We start from the raw sequence: 22,358 nt of genomic DNA, 5'->3' as shown, positions 1-22,358 counted from the left end.
AGGGAGACCCGATGAAGCTCGCGACCTTGCGAAAACTGCTGTTCGAAAAGAGCATCCTGTCCTTTCTGCGCCTGGGCGGCGAGACGCAGAGCCTGTACCGCAGCGCCTTCGCCACCGCGGCCGGCCAGGCCGGCGTGCTGGGCCTGCTGCACGAGGCGCCGCGCGACGGCCTGGCGATCGCCCAGGCCCTGCAGATCGAGCCGGAGCGGCGCCATGCGCTGCTGGCCTGGCTGGACTGCGGCGTGCGCATCGGCGAGCTGGAGCTCAAGCGCGAGCGCTACCACCTGAAGGGCCGGCTCTCGCGCCTGCTGGCACGGCCGCGCAACGAGGTCACCGCCGCCCTGTTCACCGAGGTGACGCGCTACCACTTCGACGCCCTGCTGCAGGCCCCGACCCGGCTGCGCGAGCAGCGGCCCTACACCCTGGCCGACCAGGACGGCGAGCTGATCGCGCGCTCCTCGCGCATCCTCGAGCCCTTCGTCGAGGAGGCGATCGACTGGGCCTTCGAGCAGGCCCGGCCGCGCCGCGTGCTGGAGGTCGGCTGCGGCGCCGGCCATTACCTCGCCTACATGCTGCGGCGCTGGCCGGAGCTGCAGCTGGAGGCGATCGACCTGCAGGCCGATGTGGTGGTCTGCGCGCGCCGGCATCTGCAGGAGCAGGGCCTGCTGTCCAAGGTGTCGATCGGCCAGGCCGACCTGTTCGAGCTGCCGCTGCCGGGCGCCGGCACGCCGGGCTACGACCTGATCACCCTGCACAACAACTTCTACTACTTCGACGCCGCGCAGCGCGAGGCCCTGCTGGACCGGGTCGCGGCCCTGCTGGCGCCGGGCGGGCGCCTCCTGATGACCAGCAGCTGCCGCGGCGGCAGCCCGGCGATCGCCGCGCTGCACCTGTGGTGGAGCCTGTCCGAGCGCAGCGCCGGCCTGCCCGAGCGCGACGCGCTGCTGGCGCGGCTGCGCGACGCCGGCTGGCGCGATATCCGGCATCGCCGCCTGCTGCCCGGCGAGAGCTATTACGGCTTTCTGGCCGAACGGCCCTGAGCGGGCCGTTCCCCCTGCATGCATCGAAGGAGTCCTCATGACGATGGAACTGAATCTGGACCCGGCGCCCGAGCGCCTGGGCAGCGACAAGAACGCCGCCCCGGTCTGGGCGCGCCGCTTCGCCGACTGCGCCGAGCCGGATGCGCGGCAGCTGGGCGGCAAGGGCGCCAGCCTGGCGCGTCTGCACCAGCAGGGCCTGCCGGTGCCCGACGGCTTCTGCATCGAGGCCGCCTGCCTGGACGAGGTCGCAACATTGCAGCAGCTGGCGCTGGACGAGGCGCTGGCCAGCGGCGACGCGGCGCGCTGGGCCCGCATGGCCGAGCAGCTGCGCGCGGTGCAGTTGCCGAGCCGGGCGATCGCGGCGATCACGCTGGCCTACGAGGCGCTCGGCGCCGGCGCGGTGGCGGTGCGCTCCTCGGCCTGCGACGAGGACGGCCAGGCCCATTCCTTCGCCGGCCAGCATGACAGCTTCCTGCAGGTGCAGGGCCTGCCCGAGCTGCTGCAGCGGCTGCGCGACTGCTGGGCCTCGCTGTTCAACCCGGCCGCGCTGGCCTACCGGCGCCAGCATGGCGGCGCGCTGGCCGGCGCGCGCATGGCGGTGGTGGTGCAGCGCATGGTGCCGGCCGGCTTCGACACCGCGGCCGGCGTGGCCTTCGCGCGCGACCCGCTGCAGCCGGGCGCGCCGCGCCTCTTGATCGAGGCCTGCGTGGGCCTGGGCGAGGGCCTGGTCTCGGGCCGCGTGGTCAGCGACGCCTATCTGCTGGCGACCGGCGACCTGCGCCAGGTCGAGCAGCGCATCCTGCACAAGCCCGCGGCCCTGCTGTGGTCGCCCGAGCGGCGCGAGGCCCAGCTGCAGCCGCTGCCGGCCGCGGCGCGCGAGCGGGCGGTGCTGTCCGAGGCGGCGCGGCATGCGGTGGGCGAGCTGCTGCAGCGCTGCACCCGCCTGCAGGGCAGCCCGCAGGACATCGAATGGGCGCTCGATGCGGCCGGGCGGCTGTGGCTGCTGCAGAGCCGCCCGATCACCACCCTGGACGAGCTGCCGGACGAACCCGAGGGCCCGCACCAGGGCGCCCCCGATGCGCAGCGCGACGCGCGCATCCTGTGGTCGCGCATGGACATCGGCGAGATCTTCACCGGCCGCATGAGTCCGCTGGGCATCAGCTTCGCGCGCTACTACCAGTACCGCGTGCACCGCGAATGCGGCAAGGGCATCGGCCTGCTGGACCTGGGCGATCCCGACGAGTACATGGGCTACCACCGCGGCCATGTCTATCTCAACGTGGCCTACACCGCCTACCTGCTGTCGCAGACGCCGCCCGGCCTGGACCAGACGCCCTTCCTGCACCGCTTCACCAGCGAGGAGGTGTCGCTGAGCGACTACCGCAACCCCTACGGGCTGCGCCATGGCCGCAACGGGCTGGAGCGCCTGCACAGCCAGCTCTACTGGTTCGGCAAGACCCTGGGCGAGCTGGTTGGCGCGCGGCGCCGCGCGCGCCGGATGATCGAATCACGCCGGCGCGAGTACGAGCGGGCCTGCGCCCAGGACCTCGGCGCGCTGGACCAGGCGGGCCTGCGCGACGAGCTGCGCCATGCGCTGGACTATTTCCGCGCGATGCACATCGGCTACCTGCCCTTCTACATCAACGCCTTCGGGCTCTACGGCCTGCTGGAAGAGCTGTGCGGCGCCTGGCTACCGGGCCGCGGCCTGCATCTGCAGAACCGGCTGAAGGGCGACATGTCGAACCTGCGCACCGTCGAGTCGGCGCGCGACCTCTGGGCCCTGACCCAGGCCCTGTGCGCCCACCCGGGCCTGCGCGAGCTGCTGCAGCGCACGCCCGCGGAACAGGTGCATGGTGCCCTGTTGGCCCTGCCCGAGGGCCGGCGCTTCCTGACCGGCGCCTATGCCGACTTCATGCGCGACAACGGCGTGCGCGGACGCGAGGAGATGGAGCTGACCCATCCGCGCTGGGTCGACGATCCCTGCTATGTGTTCCAGATGGTCAAGACCTATCTGCAGCAGGGCTTCGGCGTCGACCAGCGGTTGGCCGCCAGCGGCCAGCAGCGCGGCCAGGACACCGAGGCGCTGCTGCGCGAGCTGACGCCGCGCCGGCGCTGGCTGCTGCGCCAGGTGATGCGGCTGTACTGCGGCTGCAGCCGGCTGCGCGAGGACACGCGCATGAGCATGATCACCTCGATCTGGCTGGTGCGCCGGGTGGTGGTCGAGCTGACGCGGCGCCTGGTGGCCCAGGGCCTGCTGCATGACATGGACGAGATGGCCTGGCTGGACTTCGAGCAGCTGCGCGGCTATCTGGAGGGCGAGCTGAGCGCCGAGCAGGCCTTCGCCCGCCCCTTGATCGAGGCACGCCGACGGCGCCAGCAGGCCTGGCTGCGCGCCGGCGAGCCGGCCCTGACCTTCATCGGCGCGCCGCCCACCCGCACGCCGCAGCCGGCACCGCCCGCCGCTGCCGGCGGCGACGGCCTGGCCGGCCTGGGCACCTCGCATGGCGTGGTGCGCGGCCGCGCCCGCGTGATCCACGACCTGAGCCGCCAGGCGGCCGAGCTGCAGGCCGGCGAGATCATCGTCACCACCTTCACCGACGCCTCCTGGACGCCGATCTTCGCGCTGGCCGGCGGCGTCGTCACCGACATCGGCTCGATGCTCTCGCACAGCTCCATCGTCGCGCGCGAGTTCGGCATCCCCTCGGTCGTCAACACCCGCCATGCCAGCAGCCGCGTGCGCACCGGCGACTGGCTGACCGTGGACGGCGAGCGCGGCACCGTGCGGATCGAGCCCGCCACCGACACCAAGGAACCCGCCCCATGCTGACCCTGATCGACCGCATCCGCCTGAAGTCCCCCGAGCAGCGCGCGCCCTTCATGCGCTGGGTCCGCGAGGTCGACTACCGGGCCTGCCAGGACCTGCCCAGCGTGCTGCGCTTCCAGGTCTTCGAATGCCCGGGCGGCGACGGGCTGGACTTCTTCGAGATCGTCGAGGTCAGCAGCGCCGAGGCTTTCGACCTGGACATGCGCACGCCGCTGTTCCAGACCCTGGTGCAGCGCTTCAGCCAGATGGCCGAGCTGGGCGACCAGTTCGGCGGCCACCTGCTGGAGCCCGGCTTTGAGCGCCAGCGCTGAGCCGACGGCGCTGCGCCTGGGCGGCCCGCCCCTGTTCGAGCTGCCGCTCGACGCGCTGCCCGAGGCGCCGGCCGCTGACTGGCTGGCGCAACACCTGCACCCGCAGGAGCTGGCGCGCTGGTCGGCCTACGGCCTGCCAAAGCGGCGGCGCGAATGGCTGGCCGGGCGGCTCTGCGCCAAGGCCGCGCTGCGCGCGCTGCTGGCGCCAGCGCCGCCACCGCACGCGGCGCTGCGCATCGAGCCCGACGCGGCGGGCCGGCCGCGCACCCCGGGCCATGCGCTGCACCTGAGCATCAGCCACAGCCGGCGCCGCGCGGTGGCGGCCGCGGCCGCGCTGCCGCTGGGCATCGATACCGAGAGCCACGAGGCGCTGGGCGCCGCCAGCCTGGAGGCGCTGCTGACGCCGGCGGAGGTGGCGCTGACGGCGCGGCATTTCGGCTGCGGCGAGGCCGCGGCCCGCACCCTGCTGTGGTGCCTGAAGGAGGCGCGCTTCAAATGCCAGGGCCGCGGCGGCTTCGTCGGCCAGGCCCTCGCCTGGCGGCTGCGCGCCTGGAGCCGCGACGACCAGCCGCGCTGGGCCGATGCCGGCGCCTGGCCGGCACCGCCGCCGGGCTGCCGCTGGGAGGTGCGCCTGCGGCTCGATGCCCAGGAGGCCTGCGTGCTGGTGCGGGCCTGCCGGCAGAACTCATTCCACAACAACCCCGATCACGAAAGCCGCGCGTCATGCATGCCGACAGCCTGAACCTGGCCAGACAATGGGAGCAGCTGCTCGGCGACCCGCGTCACAGCGACGCGCTGCTGCACTTCGGCGCCAGCCTGCAGGAAGACGAGCGCGAGCTGTTCCCGCAGGCCCAGCTGCTGACCCTGCAGCGCATGGGCCTGTTCGAGCAGCTGGTGCCGCGGGCCGATGGCGGCCGGCTCGACGAGCCGGAGCGGGTGCTGCTGCTGTCGCGCATCCTGTCGCGCCGCAATCTCAGCTGCGCGGTCGCCTTCGGCCAGAGCCTGCTCGGTTCGATCCCGATCTGGCTGGCCGGCAGCCCGGCGCAGCGCGCCGCCCATGCGGCCAGCCTGCGCGCCGGCGGCCTGGCCTGCCTGGCGCTGACCGAGCGCGCCCATGGCAGCGACATCCTGGCCACCGAGTTCGAGGTCCGCGCCGAGGGCGAAGAACTGCGGCTCAGCGGCGAGAAATGGCTGATCAACAACGGCAGCCGCGGCGCCTCGGCCACGGTGCTGGCGCGCCAGGTCCATGCCGACGGCCGCAGCGAGCTGGTGCTGCTGCGCCTGGCGCGCCCGGACGCGCCGGCGCCGGCCTGGCAGTCCCTGCCCAAGATCGCCACCCATGGCATCCGCGGCGCCGACATCAGCGGCTTCACGCTGCAGGACCATCGCTGCGCCGCCGCCGAGGCCCTGCTGCCGCGCGGCGAGCCCGCGATCGGCACGGTGCTGAAGACCCTGCAGATCTCGCGCATCCTCTGCGCCGGCTTCTCGCTCGGCGCCACCGACACCCTGCTGCGCCTGACGCTGGGCTTCGCCGGGCAGCGCGAGCTCTACGGCAAGCAGGTCGCGCAGATCCCGGCCGCCCGCGCCAAGCTGGCGCAGAGCTATGCGCGCCTGCTGGGCGCCGACCTGCTGGCGCAGGCCTGTACCCGCGCGATCGCGCTGCTGCCGCAGGAGCTGAGCCTGATCTCGCCGATCTGCAAGTACCGGCTGCCGCTGGAATGCGAGGCGATCGCGCGCGAGCTGGCCGTGGTGCTGGGCGCACGCCATTACCTGCGCTCCAGCGATGCGCTGGGGATGTTCCAGAAGATGCAGCGCGACCTGCAGGTGGTGAGCCTGTTCGACGGCAGCACCCAGGTCAACCTGGCCCTGCTGGCCGGCCAGCTGCGGCATCTGCAGGAGCGGCTGGAGCAGCCGGGCGGCCCTCACGACGCCGAGGCCGCGCGCGCGCTGGCGCGCCAGCTGCTGCGCCCGGCCGCCTGGGCCGGCGGCTGGCCCGAGGCCGGCGCGCTGCGCCTGGCCAGCCAGGGCCGCGACAGCCTGATGCTGGCCTACCGCCAGCTGCGCGCGCGGCACGAACCCGCTGCGGACGAACCGATGCTGGCCGCGACGCTGCAGCGGCTGGACCGGCGGCTGCAGGCCTGGCTGGATGCCGTGCGGCAGGCCCTGTGGGAGGAGCGCTGCGCGCTGGACAGCTGCCGCGTGCTGGCGCTGGCGCAGGACTACACCCGGCTCTGGCATGCCTGCGCGCTGGCGCTGGCCTGGCAGCTGGAGCAGGAAGACAGCGACGGCGGCCCCGGCGGTGGCCTCGACGCCGACCTGCTGCTGGAGAACCTGCGCCAGGCCCTGCCCGAGCTGGAGATCGCCGGCTGCGAGGCGCGCGACGAGCGCCTGCTGCAGCGCGCGCTGGCCGCGCTGCGCCATCCGCATCTGTTTTCGCTCAGCCCCCTGCCCTGCGCCTGGTAGGCGCAGCCCCGCTTGCTTCCCCACGACCACCACCCCAAAGAAAGCGAGTCGACGACATGCGATGCAACAAACCTCTTCTCGGCCTGGCGCTCGGCGTCCTGGCGGCCCAGAGTGCCTGGGCCGGCTGGGACCCGCAGATGGTCAGCGGCCAGTACACCGTCACCCTGCAGTACGGCGGCGGCAGCCTCAGCTACAGCGAGGACCACAACGCCTGGGGCCCGCTGGCCCGCACCGCCTCCGAGCTGCGCGGCATCCCGGCCCAGATGGAAAACGGCCTGAACAACTTCATGCGCAACTACGCCAGCAGCAACGGCGTCAACTTCCGCAGCGGCACGCTCAGCGGCGATCTGCGCCTGCAGATCAGCCCGCAGGGCGGCGGCGTGATGCGCAGCACCCTCAGCGGCCTGCGCTACGACGCCTGGACCCAGTTCTCCGGCAAGAAATGGGGCATCATCAAGTTCAACTGCGTCAGCCATCTGTCGCTGGCCAACATCACGGTCGGTGCCAGCTACAACGCCAGCAACGGCCAGGTGCCGACCAACAGCATCCTGCTGGACGGCCAGCCCGGCTCGTCGACCGACTGCGATTCCAACCTCAGCTGGATCCTGCCGGTGGTCGGCAACTACATCGTCCGCAAGGTCGAGGGCCAGATCGACCAGGGCGTGCTGCAGGGCCTGCAGGGCACCCTGGGCCAGGGCAACCAGGCGTTGTTTTATGGCCGCGACCATCTGCAGCTGACCGGCCTGACCCGGCTGGTGCCGGTAGACAAGGAGATCGTGCTGCCCAACGGCCAGCGCTTCGCGATCGGCCAGTATGTGCACAACAACCTGGCCTATCTGCTGAGCAACGCCAGCATCACGGTGCAGCTGGGCAAGGGGGCGATCATGCCGGACACCCAATGGGGTTCCGGCGACCCGGGCTACGACTCGGTGCAGGGCGAGCACCTGCTGCTGCAGATCAGCGTGCCCGGGCTCAGCTTCAGCGTGCGCCTGCATGAGCAGATCAACCTGAGCTGGAGCTGGAACAACCGCTGCGGCCCGAACTCCGACATGATCTGCCACATCCCCTGACGCCCTCCGCCGCCCCGCGGGGCGGCTGGCTTTTCTAGTTGAGAAGCCCCAGCATCGCCGCCTGCACCACGGCCGAGGTCTTGTTGCAGGTGCGCATCTTCGCGACCGCGTTCTTCACATGGAAGTTCACCGTGTTCTCGGAGACGGCCAGGATGGTGGCGATCTCGCCGGAGGTCTTGCCGTCGGCGGTCCACTTCAGCACCTCCAGCTCGCGGCCGGACAGCGCGGCCTGCAGCGGCCGGCCATGGCGGCTGCGCAGCAGGCGCGACAGCGACTGATGCGCGACGCAGACCAGCCAGCGCAGCTTCATCTCCTCGCTGAGCAGCCAGCCGCGGGTCAGCGGCTCGGCGCCGCGCGCCAGGGTCAGCATGCCACCGACGCCCAGCGCATCCAGGCTGGACTGGGCCCAGCCGTGACGCAGCCCATGGGCCTGGGCGTCCTCCCACAGCGCGGGCGCGTCGGCGAACAGCGCCTCGCTCCAGACCAGGGGGTCGGTGCTGACGCGGCAATGCGCCACGGTCGGGTCCACCGCCAGATAGTCCTGGCTCTCGTAGCGCTGCTGCCAGCCCTTCGGATAGTTGTTCAGCAGAATCGTCTTCGGATTGCTGAAGGAGCGCGGAATGCGCATCCCGTAGGCGCAATACTCGAAGCCGAGATTCCGGGCCGCCGCGCCGATGCGCTCCAGCAGTTGATGCTCGCAATGGACCACCTGCACCGCGTGCAGCAGCTCTTCTTGCCAGGCCTTCATCCGATCCCCTTGTCGTCACTACACAGCCCTCCCTGTCATCGGGATTGGGGCGCTTTACGCACGCGAACTGTAGCGACGCGTGACAGCAAGCCGTCCTGTCAGGCCTGACAGGTCACGCGGGGATATTTGTAACAAGATGAGCCCGGGCCGGGGCTCAACCGTAGACCGAGACCTCCGGCCGGCGCGTGATCACCGCGATCGGCGGCGCCCAGCGTTCGCCGCGCGGCTTCTTGCTGGTCACCAGGGTGATCTCGCTGGGCTCGAACACCTCGACGTTGTGGGTGATCGGCGTGGTCAGCAGGTACTGCGCGCGGGTGCTGCGCAGGAAATGGCCGACCAGCTGGATGTTGCGCACGTCCAGGTGGGCAAAGGGCTCGTCGATGAAGACGAAGCCGCCGGGCGTCTCGTCGTCCTTCATCAGGCCCACCAGCAGGATCAGGCTCTTCAGCACCTGCTGGCCGCCCGAGGCCTCGCCGTCGTTCAGGCCCACCTCGCCCTTGCCGTCGAAGTTGAAGCGCACATGCAGGCCGGCCTGGGCCAGCACCATGTCGTCGTTGTCCAGGTGCGGCAGCTCGGCCTGGGCCATCACGCCGGCCAGCTCGCCCAGCTCCTGCACGTTCTTCTTGTAGCGGCGCACGGTGGCGCGCAGCACGTCGATATAGCGCTCGCGGGCGTTGAAGGCGGCGATGCGCGCCATCTCGTTGCTGGCGCGGCGGTCGTCCAGCTGGGTGCTCTGCTCCAGCACCGAGACGTTCATGCGCGCATGGCGCTCCTGCACCGCGGCGTCGGTCTCCCAGACCCCGGTATCCAGCTCCTGCTGCACATGGCGGGCCGCGATCTCGGCCTGCTTGGCGTTCTCGAACTCGTCGCGCAGCTGAGCGATGCGCGCCGGCTGGGTCCAGCTGGCCGGGAACTTCGCGCGCGCCTCGCGCGAGGCGCGGGACGCCAGGGCCAGGTCTTGCCGGCGCGATTCATGCTCGCGCTGGCCGCGCAGCACGTTCTCCTCGCTGGCCTTCAGCCCGCCCTGCGCGGCCTCGTAGTCGCGCTCGGTTCGGGTGGCCTGGGTCAGCGAGCGGTCATGCTCGGCGTCCAGCGAGCCCATGCGGGTGGAGGCCTCGACGCGCGCCTGGCGCAGCCCGGCCAGGCGGGCGCGCCCTTCCGCGAACTCGGCCGCGCGCTCGGCCAGCTCCTTGGCGGCCTTGTGCCCCTGGGCCGCCTTCTGCGCATCCTTCAGCTGGCGTTCGACCTCGGCCTGCTCCTTGGCGATGCGGGTCAGCTCCACGTCGTAGCGGCTCAGCTCGCGCTCCAGCGAGGCGCGGCGCGAGTCCAGCGCCGAGGCGCCGAACTGGTAGTCGCGCGCCTCGACCCAGAGGCTGCGGCCGCCGCGGCCGTCGCGGTAATAGGCGTCCGGCGTGATCCATTCGCCGCCGGCCTTGGCGCCCGCTTCCGTGTCCTTGACGCAGCGGATCGATGCCAGCTGGCGCAGCAGCCAGCCCGGCAGCTTGGCGTTGATGTTCAGCGCGGCCAGCAGCGAGTCCTTGGGCGGCAGGGCCGGCGCGCCCTCGGCATCGCCGACCACGTAATGGCGGTAGCGCTCCTTGGCCGCCAGGCCGAAGGCGCGGCCCTCGTCGCTCGAGCGCTCCAGCACCACCACCCAGCGCGAGGGCCGCAGGAAACCCTCGGCCGCGGCGCGCCAGGCCTCGTCGGCGATGTCGATGCAGTCGGCCAGCACATGGTGGCCGATGCCGGCCTCGTCCAGCGCCTTGCGAAAACGCGTCACCTCGGGCGGCGGCGGCGGCAGGCGCTGGCCGCTCAGCGCGTCCATCGCGGCCTGAGCCTTGCGCGACTGGTCGTTCTGGCGCGTGAAGGCCTCGCGCAGCGCATGCTGCTGGCTGCTCAAGGATTCCAGGCGCTGGGTCAGCTCGGCGCCGTCGGTCTCCACCGCCGCCAGGGCCTTCAGTTCCTCCTCGCGCTTGGCCAGCAGCTCGGCCGGGCGCTCGGCCTCGCGCGCCGCGTCGAAGGCGGCGCGGGCCTGCTTGCGCTCGGCCTCCAGCTCGACCAGCTTGCGCTTGGCGGCCTCGTGCTTCTCAAAGAGGGCATGCAGCTCGGCGCGCTTGGCCGACATCTGGCGGTTGTCGCCGGCGGCAAAGAGGCGCTGGCGGTGCAGCTCGCGCAGCTGCTGCGCGGTGCGCTGGCGGCTCTCGGCCCATTGCAAGACCGGCACCACCTCGGTGGCCAGCCTTTCTCGCTCCTTGAGGCGCAGCTGGTACTGCTGGTAGCTGTTGACCCGGTTCGCCAGGTCCGAGAGCTGGGCCTGGGTGTGCGACAGCTCATGCGCGGCCGACTCCACCTCCTTGAGCAGCTGCTGCTGGTGGCTGCGCGCCTGGTCGTAGCGGTCCAGCACCTCCTGGTCGCCGAACACCTCGAACACGAGGCGCAGCAGTTCCTTCGGGCTCAGCTCGCACAGGCGGTCGGTCTGGCCCTGCTCCAGCGCCAGCACGCGGCCGATCGCGCGGGTCAGGCCGGCGGCCTCCAGGCGGCGCTTCCAGGCCTCGATGCCCAGCCATTCCTTCTCGGCCTTGTCGGCCAGCGCCTCGATCTCGTGCACCCCGTCCGCCATCATGTAGCGGCGCACCCAGTCGCCGCCCTGGCGCTCGATGCGGCAGGCCAGGGTCACCTGGTCGGCATAGAGCAGCGAGCTGGCGAAGGGCCGCGAGCTGTTCTGGCGCCCGCGCGGGCGGTTGTCCACCAGCGCGCGCAGCCAGGCCGTCTCGGCATTGGCATGGCGGGCATAGGTCTTGTAGGTGCGGCCGCCCGAGCATTCCAGGCCCAAGAGGGTGCGCATCGCATCCAGCAGGGTGGTCTTGCCCGAGCCGTTGGGCCCGGCGATCGTGATGATGGCGCCGTCCAGCGGCATCGAGACGCGCTGGCAATAGTCCCAGTGCAGCAGTTCAAGCGATTGCAGATGAAACATGATCGGGGGTCAGGCCTTGTTCTGTTCTTGTTGTTCTTCGTCTTCTGGAATTTCTTCCTGCTCGGCCTCGCGCAGCTTGGCCAGCAGCGGCGCCACCGTCGGGTCGGTGCTGCGCGCCAGCACGTCGGCCAGCGCGCCGTCCAGGATGCGCGGCGCCAGGGTGTCGTAGTCCAGCAGCAGGTCCAAGAGCGGCCCCTCGGCGATGTCCTCGCCGCGGCGGATGATGAAGCCGTTGCGCTCCAGCAGCTTCAGGTTGGCGTCCAGACGCATCTTCTTGCCGAGCTGGTTGCCAAAGTCGGCCAGCAGGCTGCGATAGCTGACGGTGGGCGCGACGCTGGCGGCCAGCGGCACCGGCTTGTCGGTGGCGAAGAACTCGCCCTGCCCTTCCTCCTTGGCCTCGGCGCGCGCCACCTGGCGCTGGCGCTTGGGCAGCACGATCAGCGACCACAGCACCACCAGCAGGGCCACGCCGTCGCGCGGCAGGTCCAGGTTGTTGTTGGCGGCCAGGCCGGTCTCGCCGAACACCGCCACCTCGGCCGGGCGCAGCATCGCCAGCGAGATATGGTCGGCATAGAGGTTGTCGATCACCCGCATGCCGACGGCGGCCAGGCGCTGGTTCAGCGCGGCCCACAGCTCGGTGTCGATCAGGGCGCGGCGCACCAGCGCATGGTTGCGCGGCAACCAGCGGCGGGCAAGCAGTTGCGCCGCCAGTTGGGCGGCATCGTCGAAGGTTTGCTGGCTCATGTGGGGGAACTGGTCGTCTTGTTCTCGTCTTGCTTGTCGTCGGCCGCCGGCGCCGTCGCCGGGGCTGCGGCCGCGACCTCGGTGCTGTAGAGCACGCCGCGGCTCATCCATTCGACGTACTCGTCGGGCACCTCGCCCTGCTCCACCGACCAGCGCACGCGCCAGGGCTGGCGCGCCATGTCGCCGGTGGCGCCGGACAGATGCTGGGCCTGCGGATCGCCCAAGAGCGGCAGCAGCTGCGCACGGTAGGCCGCGCGGGCGTAGCTGCCACCCAGCACGGCCGGGGCCAGGTCTTGCTGCGCATGGCCGGCCTCGGTCCAGATGCCCAGCAGGGCCTGCAGCTCGTCCATCTCCGGCGGCAGGCTGAGCACCGCCAGCTGCCCCGGCGGCGCGGCCTGGCCCGGCGGCAGCGCCATCACCTCGGGCGGCTTCGGGCGGTCGCGCTCGAATTCCGCCTCGGTCGTGTCCAGCAGTTCATGCTGGGCCACCAGCACCGGATGCACCGGGCGCGACAGCGCGCCCAGCGACAGGTTCTCCAGGAAGGGCACGTTCTGCAGCCAGCGCCGCACGTCGGTGGTCGTGATGCCGGTGGAGCCCAGGGTGACGCGCTGGCGGTCCACCTGCTGCAGCGCGCGGTTGAACTGGCTGGCCATCGCCAAGAGGCGCGCCTGGGCCAGGCCCAGCTCGCGCGCCAGGCGCTCCAGCCGCGCATTGCCGTCGGCCTCTGCCTGCTCGATGATGGCCTTCAGCGCCTCGCTGGCCTTTTCGACCAGCTTCAGCGCGCGCTCGAAGCGCTGGCGCGCGCGGCGCAGATGGAACTCCGAACCCGAGGCAATCGCGTCGGCGAACTCGTCGTACAGGCGCGAGAGCTGGGCCTGCAGATGGTGCAGCTGCGCCGGGTCCAGGGTGCCCAGGGTATGCGCGCCGGCCACATTGGCCAGCAGCGCCGCCAGGTCGGCGTCCTGCTCGCTGTTGTTGCCCTGCACCAGCGGCGACAGCAGGCCGATCAGGCGCTGCGCCAGCGGCGTGACGCTGTAGACCTGGTTCGAGCCGTCCCAGGCCAGCAGCTCCGCCTCGCGCAGGCGCTTGAGCACCAGCTCGAGCGCCTCGTCGCGCAGCGTGTGGAAATGGCGGTTCAGGGTGTCGCGCGCAACGCGCGACTCCGGCAGCGCCATCAGCTCCATGAACACCCAGGTGCGCAGCCGCACCAGCGGCGCCGGGCCATGGCACAGCGCGCGCAGCGCGGCCAACAAGGCCTCGTTGCGCTCCAGCTGCCACCACAGCAGGGCCTCGGTCGGAGCGGCTCCCTCGCGGAAATAGTCTTCGAAGCGCAGGGCCTCGGCGGCGGTGTCGGCGGCGTCATCGACTGGGATGACGGGCGCCGCACGAACGCCCCGGGCCGCGCTTGCGGCGTGATCGGTCATGGGCGGCGATTATCCCAGGGTGGGAGGGGTGGCTTGGCGGGGGGCGCGCTGGTCAGGGGAAGCGGGGCACCGGACAGTCTGAACGTTTGACATGAGAGGCCCGACCCGGCTTGCCGGGGCGGGCCCTCTCGATGGAAGGGTTAGGCATCGGCTTAGAGCGAGTCTATGAACTGGATCAAAGACTGGTCTTCTGGGCGCTTCCAGGTGTACTTATCTGTGACGTTCGATAGTCGGTCTTCCACGTCAAAGAGGGAGATCGAGTCGAATGTCTTGTTTGCGATGCCATGTTTGAGTCGATTGACGATGTGCTCGTCCTCCTCCCGGAAACCGAAGCCGATAACGGCAAGATTGTTTTCCTGGTAGGGGCCTCGGCTCTCACATGTGGCCTTGAAACGATTGTTGTAGAACCTTAGTGACTCGTTCGACGTGATGATTCCCATCTTGACTTCATGATCTCCAACAACGAGCACAGGCCATTTGTATGGAGGATTGTTGTTCTTCGTCTTTTTGAACGGCTTGTACCGTAGGTCACCGTGCAGGTGAAAAATCTTGGCTCTCCGATCAATCTTATGGTCCAGATCACCAGATGGCCACCAGAAGTCGGTGACATCTTTTCCCCGCGAGTAGCCTTTTCCGTAAAGAACATGGTCAAAGATGCCATCGAAGTTGACCGTGTAGTAGTTGATCGAGTCGTACTTCGAGAAGATCTTGTCTACGGCAGGACGAAATTGATCAATCACCCCAAGGATCTGGCCAAGAGAGATGGTTAGCTGCTCCTCAATCGAGCTAAGTGCGGAGGCTATAGATGCCTGCAAGCTTGATTGACGAAACAACTCGGCAAACGCAGCCTCATTCATGTTGAAGCGCTTTAAATCTTGCTTGGTCTTCTCAATCGCAAGATTGACGGTCAACAGGCCACCAAGGATGTAGTCAAAGGACTCAGGGGTGAACATCGCCTTCACCTCTGCGTCGATCTTTGAGTAAACGCTCGTGCTGATCTTTTGATAGGTAAAGCTCAGCATCTCGTCCGCCTCGGGGCAAGCATGTGAGATGCCAAGGTTTATTCCCGCACCGCCAAGAATTGTGAGTTGTCGCATCTCTTTCTCCCTTGATGTGAAGCACGGGCTTCCGGCTAATGCCTAACTTGGTTATATGCGGACAGCATCTGCCGGATAACACCGAAACTGTCGGATGTGCCACCCTGACCGGCGCGAAACAAGCTGTTGATTCACCAGATTTTCCCCTCGATAACTTGATCAGTCTCAGGCAATAAAACTGGGCCAAAACCGGACAGGCGTTACAAATTTCCCCGGCGGCATGATGCCCATGCAGTCAAACGCTGGCAAACGCAGATAGGCAAACGCACCACACCCCGGAGAGGGGCCGCGAACTGCATCCCCGGCATTGCACGCGCGCGCAGCGCCGTCCGCCAACCCTGACTCGCGAAGGCGCCACCATCCTGCCCACCACAGCCCCAAGCCCGCCAACCGCTGCGGCTTTCGATGAGAACTTCGCCGCACTACTCGCACGCCAGCGAAGTTGTTACCCCTCGTCTCAAGCCTCGGGCGAAGCCCTCTCCGCCTCCATTAGGATGGCCGTCCAAGCGCTCCCTCTCCTCCTCCCACACCGACCCGCGAAGAACCCCAAGGAACTTCGGCATGCCGCCCTCCTACGACCACGCCTACCTCGACGCCACCACCCTCGACGTCCTGATCTCCGAGCTCCTGGTGGCCACCTGCGACGGCTGCGACCCCGAGCTGGGCGGTCGCATCACCGAGCTGCTGAGCCAGTTGCGCCGGCAGCTGGGCATGGACCTGGTGTTCGTCTCCGAGTTCAAGGACGGCCAGCGGGTGTTCCGTTTTGTCGAGGGCGCCGAAGCCGCCGAGGCCCTGGGCATCCATGCCGGCGGCGCGGCGCCGCTGGAGCAGAGCTATTGCCAGCGCGTTGTCCAGGGCCGCTTGCCCGAGCTGGTGCACGACGCCGAGACGCATCGCCAGTCGGCCGGGCTGCCGGACACACCGTTCCGGGTCGGGGCGCATCTGAGCACGCCGGTGCTGCTGTCCGATGGCCGCGTCTACGGCACCCTGTGCTGCTTCAGCACCCAGCCGAACCCGAGCCTGCGCGCGGCCGATCTGTCGCGGCTGAAGGGCTGCGCCCGGCTGGTGGCGCGCAAGGTCGAGACCTCGGCCGCCCGCGGCGCCACCATCCCGACCGGCTTCCGTGACACCCAGGTGGACTGGCCGGCCCTCGATCCCTGATCGGCCCCGCCTAGTTAGTTAGCCAGCCCCGCCGCCCCGGCCACCATCCTGAGCGCGGTCTCCCGTGCCAGCGGCGTGTCCTCGCGCAGCTCCAGGGTCGCCATCTCGTACTTGCCGCCGGGCCGCAGGCGCGGCTCGATGTCGCGCAGGCGCTGGCCGCGCCAGAAGCCGAACAGCAGGCGCTGCGGCTCGATCCGGATCAGCAGCACCGGGCTCTTCGCCTCCCGATCCCGGCAATAGACCAGATGACCCCAGCGCAGCCGCTCGTGCAGCTGCGGCGCCGCCTCGCCCACCACGGCGCGCAGCGCCTCGGCATAGCGGCGCTGCCAGCTGCCCCCGGCATGCCAGGCGATGTACTCGTCGGGCGTGGTGGCGTTGGTCAAGACCATCTTCATCGTCATCATCGTCGGCTCCCTGTTGCCAACCCTGCCAACGGGCGGATGCAAGCGGCGATGTTAGTAGTAGCAGGTAGGCGACGACGGCCGTTACCGCCGATACACCACAAGTCACCGTCAGGTGGTACGGTTGGCGCCATGCGCCTCGTCCATGACGCAACCCCCACATCTCCATCCCCAGGGCCGCTGGCCCGCCTGCTCCTGCTCCTGGCGCTGCTGGCGCTGCTGGCGCTGCAGGCCTGCAGCACCGTCAAGCTCGCCTACAGCAACGCCGACACCCTGCTCTACTGGCGGCTGGACAGCTATGTGGACATCACGGCCGAGCAGGCGCCGCGGGTGCGCGAGGGGCTGGCGCAGTTCATGACCTGGCACCGCCGCACCCAGCTGCCGCGCTATGCCGACGAGCTGCAGCGCCTGCGACCGCGGTTGGCCGGCGAGATCGCACCGGAGCTGGCCTGCACGCTGCTGGAGCAGCTGCGCGCGGTGGTGGAGCCACCGCTGCTGGAGCCGGCCAACTGGCCGCTGCTGTGGCTGGCCTCGGACCTGAGCGCCGAGCAGCTCAAACATATCGAACGCAAGCAGAAGGTCACCGACACCCAATGGAAGGCCGACTGGCTGGACGGCACGCCGGAGCAGCGCCGTGAGCGGCGCTTCGACAAGATGCTGGAGCGCAGCGAGATGCTCTACGGCAGCCTGGACGAACCGCAGCGCCAGGTGTTGCGCGAGGCCCTGCTGACCCAGGGCGCCGGCTTCGATGCGCAGCGCAGCTTCAACGAGCGCCTGCGCCGCCAGCAGGACCTGCGCCAGCAGCTGCGCCGCATCCATGACGACAAGCTGCCGCCCGAGGCCGCCGCCGCCCTGCTCAAGAGCTACCTGGAGCGCGCGCTGCGCCAGCCGCCCGACCCGACCCAGCAGCGCTATGCCCAGACCCTGCTGCGCGAGGGCTGCGCGGTGTTCGCACGCCTGCACAACGCCACCACGCCGGCCCAGCGCGAGCGCGCGATGCGCACGCTCAAGGGCTACGAGGACGATTTCCGGCAGCTGGCGGGCCAGCCGGCAGCCGCCAACGGCGGCGGAGCCTCGCGGGCCTCGTCGGCCACCTCTGCGCCCTGAGCACCCGTATCAGTCGTAGATACACGCTGACATCGACTCAGCCCGCACATTCTTCGCTCAGGCCGTCGCCCCTGCCGCCGGCAGCGCCAGGATCTCCGCCGCCACCGCCACCAGGGCCTCGCGCAGCCAGCGCTGCGCCGGGTCCAGCTCGTGGCGGGCATGCCAGGCGTAGCCGATGTCGATGCCCAGCAGCTCGAAGGGCACGGCGCGCGCGGCCAGGCGGTCGCCGAAGCCGGCGGCCGGCAGGAAGCTGCTGGGCAACACGGTCAGCAGATCGCTCTGCTGCACCGTCAGCGCGGCGGTGAAGTAGCTGTTCACCGTGATCGACACATGGCGCTGGCGGCCGATGCGGGCCAGCGCGTCGTCGACGAAGCCGCGCGCCCGGCCGGCGAAGCTGACGCGCAGATGCTCGGCCGCGCAGTAGTCATCCAGGCTCAGGGTCTCGGTCGCGGCCAGCGGATGGTCGCGCCGCATCACGCATTGGTAGGCGGTCGAGTACAGATGCTCGCAGCGAAACAGGCTCAGCGCCTCGCCCTCGGCCCGCAGCGCCGCCGGCAGCTCGGGGAAGAAGCCCAGCGCCACCTCGGCCAGGCCCTGCTCCAGCATCTCGCGCGGGTCGCGCGTCGTCAGCGGCACCACGCGCAGCCCCACCCGCACGCCCTCGCGCTGGAAGCGCCGCGCCAGCGCCGGCACAAAGAGCGCGGCGGTGGCGTCGGCCATCGCCACCGTGAAGCCCAGGCCGCTGTCCTCGCGCGGGTCGAAGGCCTGCGGTTCGAAGGCGCGCTGCAGGTTCGCCAGCGCCGTCCGCACGATCGGCCACAGGGCCTCGGCATGGGCGGTGGGCACGACGCCGGACGAGGTCGGGATGAACAGCTCCTCGTTGGTCGCCTCGCGCAGCCGGCGCAGCGCATTGCTGACCGCCGGCTGGGTGATCGCCAGGCGCGCGGCGGCTCGGGTGACATGGCGCTCGACCATCACGACGTCGAATACCCGCAGCAGGTTCAAATCCAGGGTGCGGAAGTTCAGGGGCCGAGGTATCTGCATGGCCCGATGCTAAATCGATCACGGGTCATTCGCGACAGTGATACCTGGATTCGGGAACGCAATTGGATAGTTCTACGTAAAAACCTCAATATTCGGGCCATGGACAGGGAGCAACCCGCGCCCTCCAGCCAACGAAGAAGGAAGCACACCATGTCTACCGCCCCGCTGAACCTGCCGCTCCATGTGATGCCGTTTGACGCCGCTCGCATCGGCGCCGCGCGCAGCGGGGGCGAACGCCTGGTCACCGCCGGCGCCGCCCTGGGCCGCACCCTGCTGCGCTTCGCCGCGATGATCGGCGAGGGACGCGCCCGGAGCGAACTGCGCGAGCTCGCCGACCGCACCGAGGCCAGCCGCCCCGAACTGGCCGCCTCGCTGCGCCAGGCCGCCCGCCGCAGCTGGCTCGACTGAACCCGGCCGGGGCCGCAAGGCCCCTTTCCCCTCAAAAGCCCGGCCCTGGCCGGGCTTTGTCATTCCGCTCTTGCGTATTTTTGAATGCAGCGCTCAACAGCCCTGCGCCATGCGGAGCCCGCCAAGGTTCAGACTGAAGGCCAGCATCACAAAAGGCAGGCCCCCGATGACCGGCAGCACCCGACTCCCCACCTACTTCCTCTCCCACGGCGGCGGCCCCTGGCCCTATATGGACGGGCCGTTCCGCGAGAACTTCCACGCGCTGGAGGTCTCGCTGAAGCGCATCCCGCAGGAACTCGGTGCGACACCGCGCGCGGTGCTGATGATCTCCGGCCATTGGGAGACGCCCGGCTTCGAGGTGATGGCGGCCGAGCGGCCCGGCATGGTCTACGACTACGGCGGCTTCCCGCCCCACACCTACCAGGTCAAGTACCCGGCGCCCGGCGATCCGGCGCTGGCGCGGCGCGTGCTCGCGCTGATCGAGTCCGCCGGCCTGCCCGGCGCGCTGAACGAAAGCCAGGGCTTCGACCATGGCGCCTTCACCACCATGGTTCCGATGTACCCGGCGGCCGAGATGCCGCTGGTGCAGCTCTCGCTGCAACAGGGCTATGACCCGGCCGCGCACCTGGCCCTGGGCCGGGCGCTGGCGCCGCTGCGCGACGAGGGCATCCTGATCGTCGGCAGTGGTCTGAGCTATCACAACCTGCGCGCCTTCGGCCCGGCCGCCAAGGCCGCCTCGGGCGCCTTCGACGCCTGGCTGCAGCAGACCCTGCTGCGGGAATCTCCCGAGGCCCGCAGCGCCGCCTTGTTGCGCTGGAGCGACGCCCCGGCGGCCCGTCTGGCGCACCCGCGGGAGGACCATCTGCTGCCCCTGATGGTCGCGGTGGGGGCCGCGGAGGGCGAAACGGGCTCGCTGATCTATCACGAGGCCGCCTTCATGGGCGGGGTCACGGCCTCCAGCTTCCGCTTCGGCTGAACAAAAAACGGGCCCCGCGGGGCCCGTTTCGGATTGCCGGAGCGGCGCTCAGTCGCGCTGCGCCAGGCTCTTGTTGATGCGCAGCGCGGCCAGGGTGCAGGCGGCGCCGGACAGCAGGTACAGGCTCACCGCGCCCAGGCCGAAGCGGGCCGACAGGCCCAGGGCCACCAGCGGCGCGAAGGCGGCGCCGATCAGCCAGGCCAGATCGGCGGTCAGCGCGGCGCCGGTGTAGCGCAGGCGCGGCAGGAAGTTCGAGGTCACCGCGCCGGCCGACTGGCCGTAGGACAGGCCCAGCAGCACGAAGCCGAACAGGATGAACAGGTCCTGGCCGCGCGCGCCGCCGTCCAGCAGCCAGGGCGCCACCAGGCTGAACAGCCCGATCGCCACCGCCAGCCCGCCCAGGGTGCTGCGCCGGCCGATGCGATCGGCCAGGATGCCCGACAGCGGCATCGCCGCGGCCGCCAGCAGCGCACCGACCAGTTGCACCGCCAGGAAGGCCCCGATGTCCTGGCTGGAATGCAGCATCACCCAGGACAGCGGGAACACCGTGACCAGGTGGAACAGCGCATAGCTGGCCAGGGCCGCGAAGGCGCCGATCACCACATTGCCGCCCTGCTCGCGCATCAGCTCGCCGACGTCGCAGGGCTCCAGCTCGCGCTCGCCCAGCTCACGCTCGTACTCATGCGTCACCACCAGGCGCAGCCGGGCGAACAGCGCGACCACGTTGATCGCGAAGGCGGCGAAGAAGGGGAAGCGCCAGCCCCATTCCAGGAAGTCGTTGCTGGACAGATGGCCCCAGAGGTAGGCGAACAGGCCGCAGGCCACCAGGAAGCCCAGCGGCGCGCCCAGCTGGCCCAGCATCGCGTACCAGCCGCGCCGGTGCGGCGGCGCGTTCAGCGCCAGCAGCGAGGGCAGGCCGTCCCAGGACCCGCCCTGGGCCAGGCCCTGGCCGATGCGGCAGGCCGCCAGCATGCCGATCGCCGCGGCGCCGGCACTCGCGTAGCCGGGCAGCAGGGCCATGCCGGCGGTGGAGCTGCCGAGCAGGAACAGGGCCACGGTCAGCTTGACACTGCGGCCGTATCGGCGCTGAATCTCCATCCCCGCGAGCGTGCCCAGCGGCCGCACGATGAAGGCCAGCGAAAACAAGGCGAACGAGAACAAGGTCCCTTCGAGCCGCCCCATGTGGGGGAAAAACACCGCCGGGAAAACCAGCGCGGATGCGATCCCGTAGACGAAGAAATCGAAGTATTCGGAGGCGCGACCGATGACCACGCCCACCGCGATATCCCCGGGTGCGAGGCTGTCGGCAGGGCCCTGTTGGGCTTCGGGCACCAGCGACGAATTGAGAGTACTGCTGCTGTTCATGTCTCCTGCCTGGGACAAAATGTCCAATCGTTGATTTGGGTCAATCAAGATACATTCGCGCCCGACGCGCAACTAGCGTTTTCCCGCCGGTCTGGTTTTCCCGATGACGTCCAATTCCTCTCCTTTCAAGAGCATTCTGCTCCGCCTCGGCCTGCTACTGGCGGGTCTTCTGCCGTTGGCGGGCTGCAATATGGTGGTGATGAAGCCCTCCGGCGATATCGCCGTGCAGCAGGCCGATCTGATCATCACCTCCACCCTGTTGATGCTGGTCATCATCGTACCGGTGATCGCCTTGACCATCCTGTTCGCCTGGCGCTACCGCCAGGCCAACAAGTCGGCCGCCTACGAGCCCGACTGGGACCATTCCACCCGGCTGGAACTGGTGATCTGGGGCGCACCGCTGCTGATCATCATCGCGCTGGGCGCGATCACCTGGATCAGCACCCACAAGCTGGACCCCTACCGCCCGCTGGACCGCATCGACGCCGAGCGTCCGGTCCCGGCCGATGTGCAGCCCCTGATCGTCGAGGTCGTGGCGCTGGACTGGAAATGGCTGTTCCTCTACCCGCAGCAGGGCATCGCCACGGTCAACGAGCTGGCCGCGCCGGTGGACCGCCCGATCCAGTTCAAGCTGACCTCGTCCACCGTGATGAACGCCTTCTACGTGCCGGCCCTGGCCGGCATGATCTACGCGATGCCCGGCATGGAAACCAAGCTGCACGCGGTGATCAACAAGGTTGGCGTCTACGACGGCTTCTCGTCGAACTTCAGCGGTGACGGCTTCTCGCACATGCGCTTCAAGTTCCACGGCATGTCCGAATCGGACTTCGCCAGCTGGGTCGAGCGCAGCAAGGCCGAGGGCAGCCAGCTGACCCGCGCCGACTACCTGGCGCTGGAAAAGCCCAGCGGCAAGGAGCCGGTGCGCCGCTACGCCAGCGTGGCCAACGGCCTGTACGACGCGATCGTGAATCGCTGCGTTGACGGCAGCAAGATGTGCATGGCCCAGATGATGGCCATCGACGCCGCCGGCGGCGGCGGCAAGGGCGCGATCGACGGCCTGGCCAGCAAGCCCTGGGGCGATGAAGGGCAGCGCACCTATGTGTCGGCCCTGTGCACGCCCGAGAACGCCGGCGACTTCGCACCGCGCAACCAGGCCCAACAATCGCCGTCGCAGCTGCGCTGAGGCAGCCGCCCCAATCCC

The 22,358-nt window shown here is 69.8% G+C and carries 19 protein-coding genes; 11 read left to right on the top strand and 8 right to left on the bottom strand.

The features are described 5' to 3' along the window. Positions 1 to 11: 11 nt before the first annotated feature. From G8A07_RS12175 to G8A07_RS12150, 6 genes are read left to right on the top strand one after another with little or no spacing between them, the layout of a single operon-like run. Positions 12 to 1,040 carry a class I SAM-dependent methyltransferase gene (locus tag G8A07_RS12175; RefSeq protein WP_195797244.1) on the top strand — a complete coding sequence of 343 codons (1,029 nt, stop codon included), beginning with the start codon at positions 12 to 14 and terminating at the stop codon, positions 1,038 to 1,040. A gap of 37 nt (positions 1,041 to 1,077) precedes the next feature. After that, positions 1,078 to 3,867 (top strand): PEP/pyruvate-binding domain-containing protein, encoded by a 2,790-nt coding sequence (locus tag G8A07_RS12170; protein WP_195797243.1) that lies wholly within the window; start codon positions 1,078 to 1,080, stop codon positions 3,865 to 3,867. Continuing rightward, positions 3,861 to 4,175: a RedY protein gene (locus tag G8A07_RS12165; RefSeq protein ID WP_195797242.1), complete on the top strand. Its 315-nt coding sequence runs from the start codon at positions 3,861 to 3,863 to the stop codon at positions 4,173 to 4,175. The genes G8A07_RS12170 and G8A07_RS12165 overlap by 7 nt, the downstream gene beginning before the upstream one ends. Continuing rightward, a complete protein-coding gene (locus G8A07_RS12160; protein WP_195797241.1) occupies positions 4,159 to 4,917 on the top strand; it encodes a 4'-phosphopantetheinyl transferase superfamily protein in 759 nt (252 codons plus the stop codon). Before G8A07_RS12165 ends, G8A07_RS12160 begins: the two co-directional genes overlap by 17 nt. Continuing rightward, positions 4,899 to 6,638 (top strand): acyl-CoA dehydrogenase family protein, encoded by a 1,740-nt coding sequence (locus G8A07_RS12155; RefSeq protein ID WP_195797240.1) that lies wholly within the window; start codon positions 4,899 to 4,901, stop codon positions 6,636 to 6,638. The genes G8A07_RS12160 and G8A07_RS12155 overlap by 19 nt, the downstream gene beginning before the upstream one ends. A 56-nt stretch (positions 6,639 to 6,694) precedes the next feature. After that, complete coding sequence (locus G8A07_RS12150; protein WP_195797239.1) at positions 6,695 to 7,708, top strand: hypothetical protein; 1,014 nt, start codon at positions 6,695 to 6,697, stop codon at positions 7,706 to 7,708. A gap of 34 nt (positions 7,709 to 7,742) precedes the next feature. On the opposite strand, the gene G8A07_RS12145 is transcribed toward G8A07_RS12150, so the two are convergent. From G8A07_RS12145 to G8A07_RS12125, 5 genes are all read right to left on the bottom strand, one after another. Beyond that, the gene (locus tag G8A07_RS12145; protein WP_195797238.1) at positions 7,743 to 8,456 is read right to left on the bottom strand and encodes an autoinducer binding domain-containing protein; all 714 of its coding nucleotides are present in this window, start codon (positions 8,454 to 8,456) and stop codon (positions 7,743 to 7,745) included. A gap of 154 nt (positions 8,457 to 8,610) precedes the next feature. After that, positions 8,611 to 11,430: an ATP-binding protein gene (locus tag G8A07_RS12140; protein WP_195797237.1), complete on the bottom strand. Its 2,820-nt coding sequence runs from the start codon at positions 11,428 to 11,430 to the stop codon at positions 8,611 to 8,613. 9 nt (positions 11,431 to 11,439) lie between these two features. After that, positions 11,440 to 12,174, bottom strand: coding sequence for a hypothetical protein (locus G8A07_RS12135; RefSeq protein WP_195797236.1), 735 nt, complete (start codon positions 12,172 to 12,174; stop codon positions 11,440 to 11,442). Further along, positions 12,171 to 13,598, bottom strand: a complete 1,428-nt coding sequence (locus tag G8A07_RS12130; RefSeq protein WP_195797235.1) for a hypothetical protein — start codon at positions 13,596 to 13,598, stop codon at positions 12,171 to 12,173. Before G8A07_RS12130 ends, G8A07_RS12135 begins: the two co-directional genes overlap by 4 nt. Positions 13,599 to 13,750: 152 nt before the next feature. Then, complete coding sequence (locus tag G8A07_RS12125) at positions 13,751 to 14,695, bottom strand: SIR2 family protein (RefSeq protein WP_195797234.1); 945 nt, start codon at positions 14,693 to 14,695, stop codon at positions 13,751 to 13,753. 561 nt (positions 14,696 to 15,256) lie between these two features. On the opposite strand from G8A07_RS12125, the gene G8A07_RS12120 reads away from it, so the two are divergent. Continuing rightward, complete coding sequence (locus G8A07_RS12120; protein WP_195797233.1) at positions 15,257 to 15,856, top strand: GAF domain-containing protein; 600 nt, start codon at positions 15,257 to 15,259, stop codon at positions 15,854 to 15,856. A 14-nt stretch (positions 15,857 to 15,870) separates the two neighbouring features. Here G8A07_RS12120 and G8A07_RS12115 read toward each other — a convergent pair whose 3' ends face one another. Then, on the bottom strand, positions 15,871 to 16,260 hold the full coding sequence (locus G8A07_RS12115; RefSeq protein WP_249937314.1) for a DUF1801 domain-containing protein: 390 nt from the start codon (positions 16,258 to 16,260) through the stop codon (positions 15,871 to 15,873). A 129-nt stretch (positions 16,261 to 16,389) separates the two neighbouring features. Here G8A07_RS12115 and G8A07_RS12110 point away from each other — a divergent pair, with 129 nt between their 5' ends. Beyond that, positions 16,390 to 17,364 (top strand): DUF6279 family lipoprotein, encoded by a 975-nt coding sequence (locus tag G8A07_RS12110; protein WP_195797232.1) that lies wholly within the window; start codon positions 16,390 to 16,392, stop codon positions 17,362 to 17,364. A 57-nt stretch (positions 17,365 to 17,421) separates the two neighbouring features. On the opposite strand, the gene G8A07_RS12105 is transcribed toward G8A07_RS12110, so the two are convergent. Next, positions 17,422 to 18,408 (bottom strand): LysR family transcriptional regulator, encoded by a 987-nt coding sequence (locus tag G8A07_RS12105; protein ID WP_249937313.1) that lies wholly within the window; start codon positions 18,406 to 18,408, stop codon positions 17,422 to 17,424. 150 nt (positions 18,409 to 18,558) lie between these two features. On the opposite strand from G8A07_RS12105, the gene G8A07_RS12100 reads away from it, so the two are divergent. Next, positions 18,559 to 18,816 carry a hypothetical protein gene (locus G8A07_RS12100; RefSeq protein WP_195797231.1) on the top strand — a complete coding sequence of 86 codons (258 nt, stop codon included), beginning with the start codon at positions 18,559 to 18,561 and terminating at the stop codon, positions 18,814 to 18,816. Positions 18,817 to 18,982: 166 nt separating this feature from the next. Beyond that, positions 18,983 to 19,792 (top strand): class III extradiol ring-cleavage dioxygenase, encoded by an 810-nt coding sequence (locus G8A07_RS12095; protein WP_195797230.1) that lies wholly within the window; start codon positions 18,983 to 18,985, stop codon positions 19,790 to 19,792. Positions 19,793 to 19,840: 48 nt separating this feature from the next. Here G8A07_RS12095 and G8A07_RS12090 read toward each other — a convergent pair whose 3' ends face one another. Then, entirely contained in the window at positions 19,841 to 21,157 is a 1,317-nt protein-coding gene (locus tag G8A07_RS12090) for an MFS transporter (RefSeq protein WP_195797229.1), read from the bottom strand. Between the two features lie 103 nt (positions 21,158 to 21,260). Between G8A07_RS12090 and cyoA the strand changes: the two genes are divergently transcribed. Continuing rightward, a complete protein-coding gene (gene cyoA / locus G8A07_RS12085; RefSeq protein ID WP_195797228.1) occupies positions 21,261 to 22,340 on the top strand; it encodes a ubiquinol oxidase subunit II in 1,080 nt (359 codons plus the stop codon). Positions 22,341 to 22,358 lie beyond the last annotated feature (18 nt).

This window comes from Roseateles sp. DAIF2, assembly GCF_015624425.1.
Taxonomy (GTDB): Bacteria; Pseudomonadota; Gammaproteobacteria; order Burkholderiales; family Burkholderiaceae_C; genus Kinneretia.
This window is presented reverse-complemented; position numbering and strand designations above follow the sequence as displayed.

Excerpts from the sequence above, each read along its gene's own strand:
- G8A07_RS12175 (WP_195797244.1), top strand. The coding sequence starts at position 12 with ATGAAGCTCGCGACCTTGCGAAAACTGCTGTTCGAAAAGAGCATCCTG.
- G8A07_RS12170 (WP_195797243.1), top strand. The coding sequence starts at position 1,078 with ATGACGATGGAACTGAATCTGGACCCGGCGCCCGAGCGCCTGGGCAGC.
- G8A07_RS12165 (WP_195797242.1), top strand. The coding sequence starts at position 3,861 with ATGCTGACCCTGATCGACCGCATCCGCCTGAAGTCCCCCGAGCAGCGC.
- G8A07_RS12155 (WP_195797240.1), top strand. The coding sequence starts at position 4,899 with ATGCATGCCGACAGCCTGAACCTGGCCAGACAATGGGAGCAGCTGCTC.
- G8A07_RS12150 (WP_195797239.1), top strand. The coding sequence starts at position 6,695 with ATGCGATGCAACAAACCTCTTCTCGGCCTGGCGCTCGGCGTCCTGGCG.
- G8A07_RS12145 (WP_195797238.1), bottom strand. The coding sequence starts at position 8,456 with ATGAAGGCCTGGCAAGAAGAGCTGCTGCACGCGGTGCAGGTGGTCCAT.
- G8A07_RS12140 (WP_195797237.1), bottom strand. The coding sequence starts at position 11,430 with ATGTTTCATCTGCAATCGCTTGAACTGCTGCACTGGGACTATTGCCAG.
- G8A07_RS12135 (WP_195797236.1), bottom strand. The coding sequence starts at position 12,174 with ATGAGCCAGCAAACCTTCGACGATGCCGCCCAACTGGCGGCGCAACTG.
- G8A07_RS12130 (WP_195797235.1), bottom strand. The coding sequence starts at position 13,598 with ATGACCGATCACGCCGCAAGCGCGGCCCGGGGCGTTCGTGCGGCGCCC.
- G8A07_RS12125 (WP_195797234.1), bottom strand. The coding sequence starts at position 14,695 with ATGCGACAACTCACAATTCTTGGCGGTGCGGGAATAAACCTTGGCATC.
- G8A07_RS12120 (WP_195797233.1), top strand. The coding sequence starts at position 15,257 with ATGCCGCCCTCCTACGACCACGCCTACCTCGACGCCACCACCCTCGAC.
- G8A07_RS12115 (WP_249937314.1), bottom strand. The coding sequence starts at position 16,260 with ATGATGACGATGAAGATGGTCTTGACCAACGCCACCACGCCCGACGAG.
- G8A07_RS12110 (WP_195797232.1), top strand. The coding sequence starts at position 16,390 with ATGCGCCTCGTCCATGACGCAACCCCCACATCTCCATCCCCAGGGCCG.
- G8A07_RS12105 (WP_249937313.1), bottom strand. The coding sequence starts at position 18,408 with ATGCAGATACCTCGGCCCCTGAACTTCCGCACCCTGGATTTGAACCTG.
- G8A07_RS12100 (WP_195797231.1), top strand. The coding sequence starts at position 18,559 with ATGTCTACCGCCCCGCTGAACCTGCCGCTCCATGTGATGCCGTTTGAC.
- G8A07_RS12095 (WP_195797230.1), top strand. The coding sequence starts at position 18,983 with ATGACCGGCAGCACCCGACTCCCCACCTACTTCCTCTCCCACGGCGGC.
- G8A07_RS12090 (WP_195797229.1), bottom strand. The coding sequence starts at position 21,157 with ATGAACAGCAGCAGTACTCTCAATTCGTCGCTGGTGCCCGAAGCCCAA.
- cyoA (WP_195797228.1), top strand. The coding sequence starts at position 21,261 with ATGACGTCCAATTCCTCTCCTTTCAAGAGCATTCTGCTCCGCCTCGGC.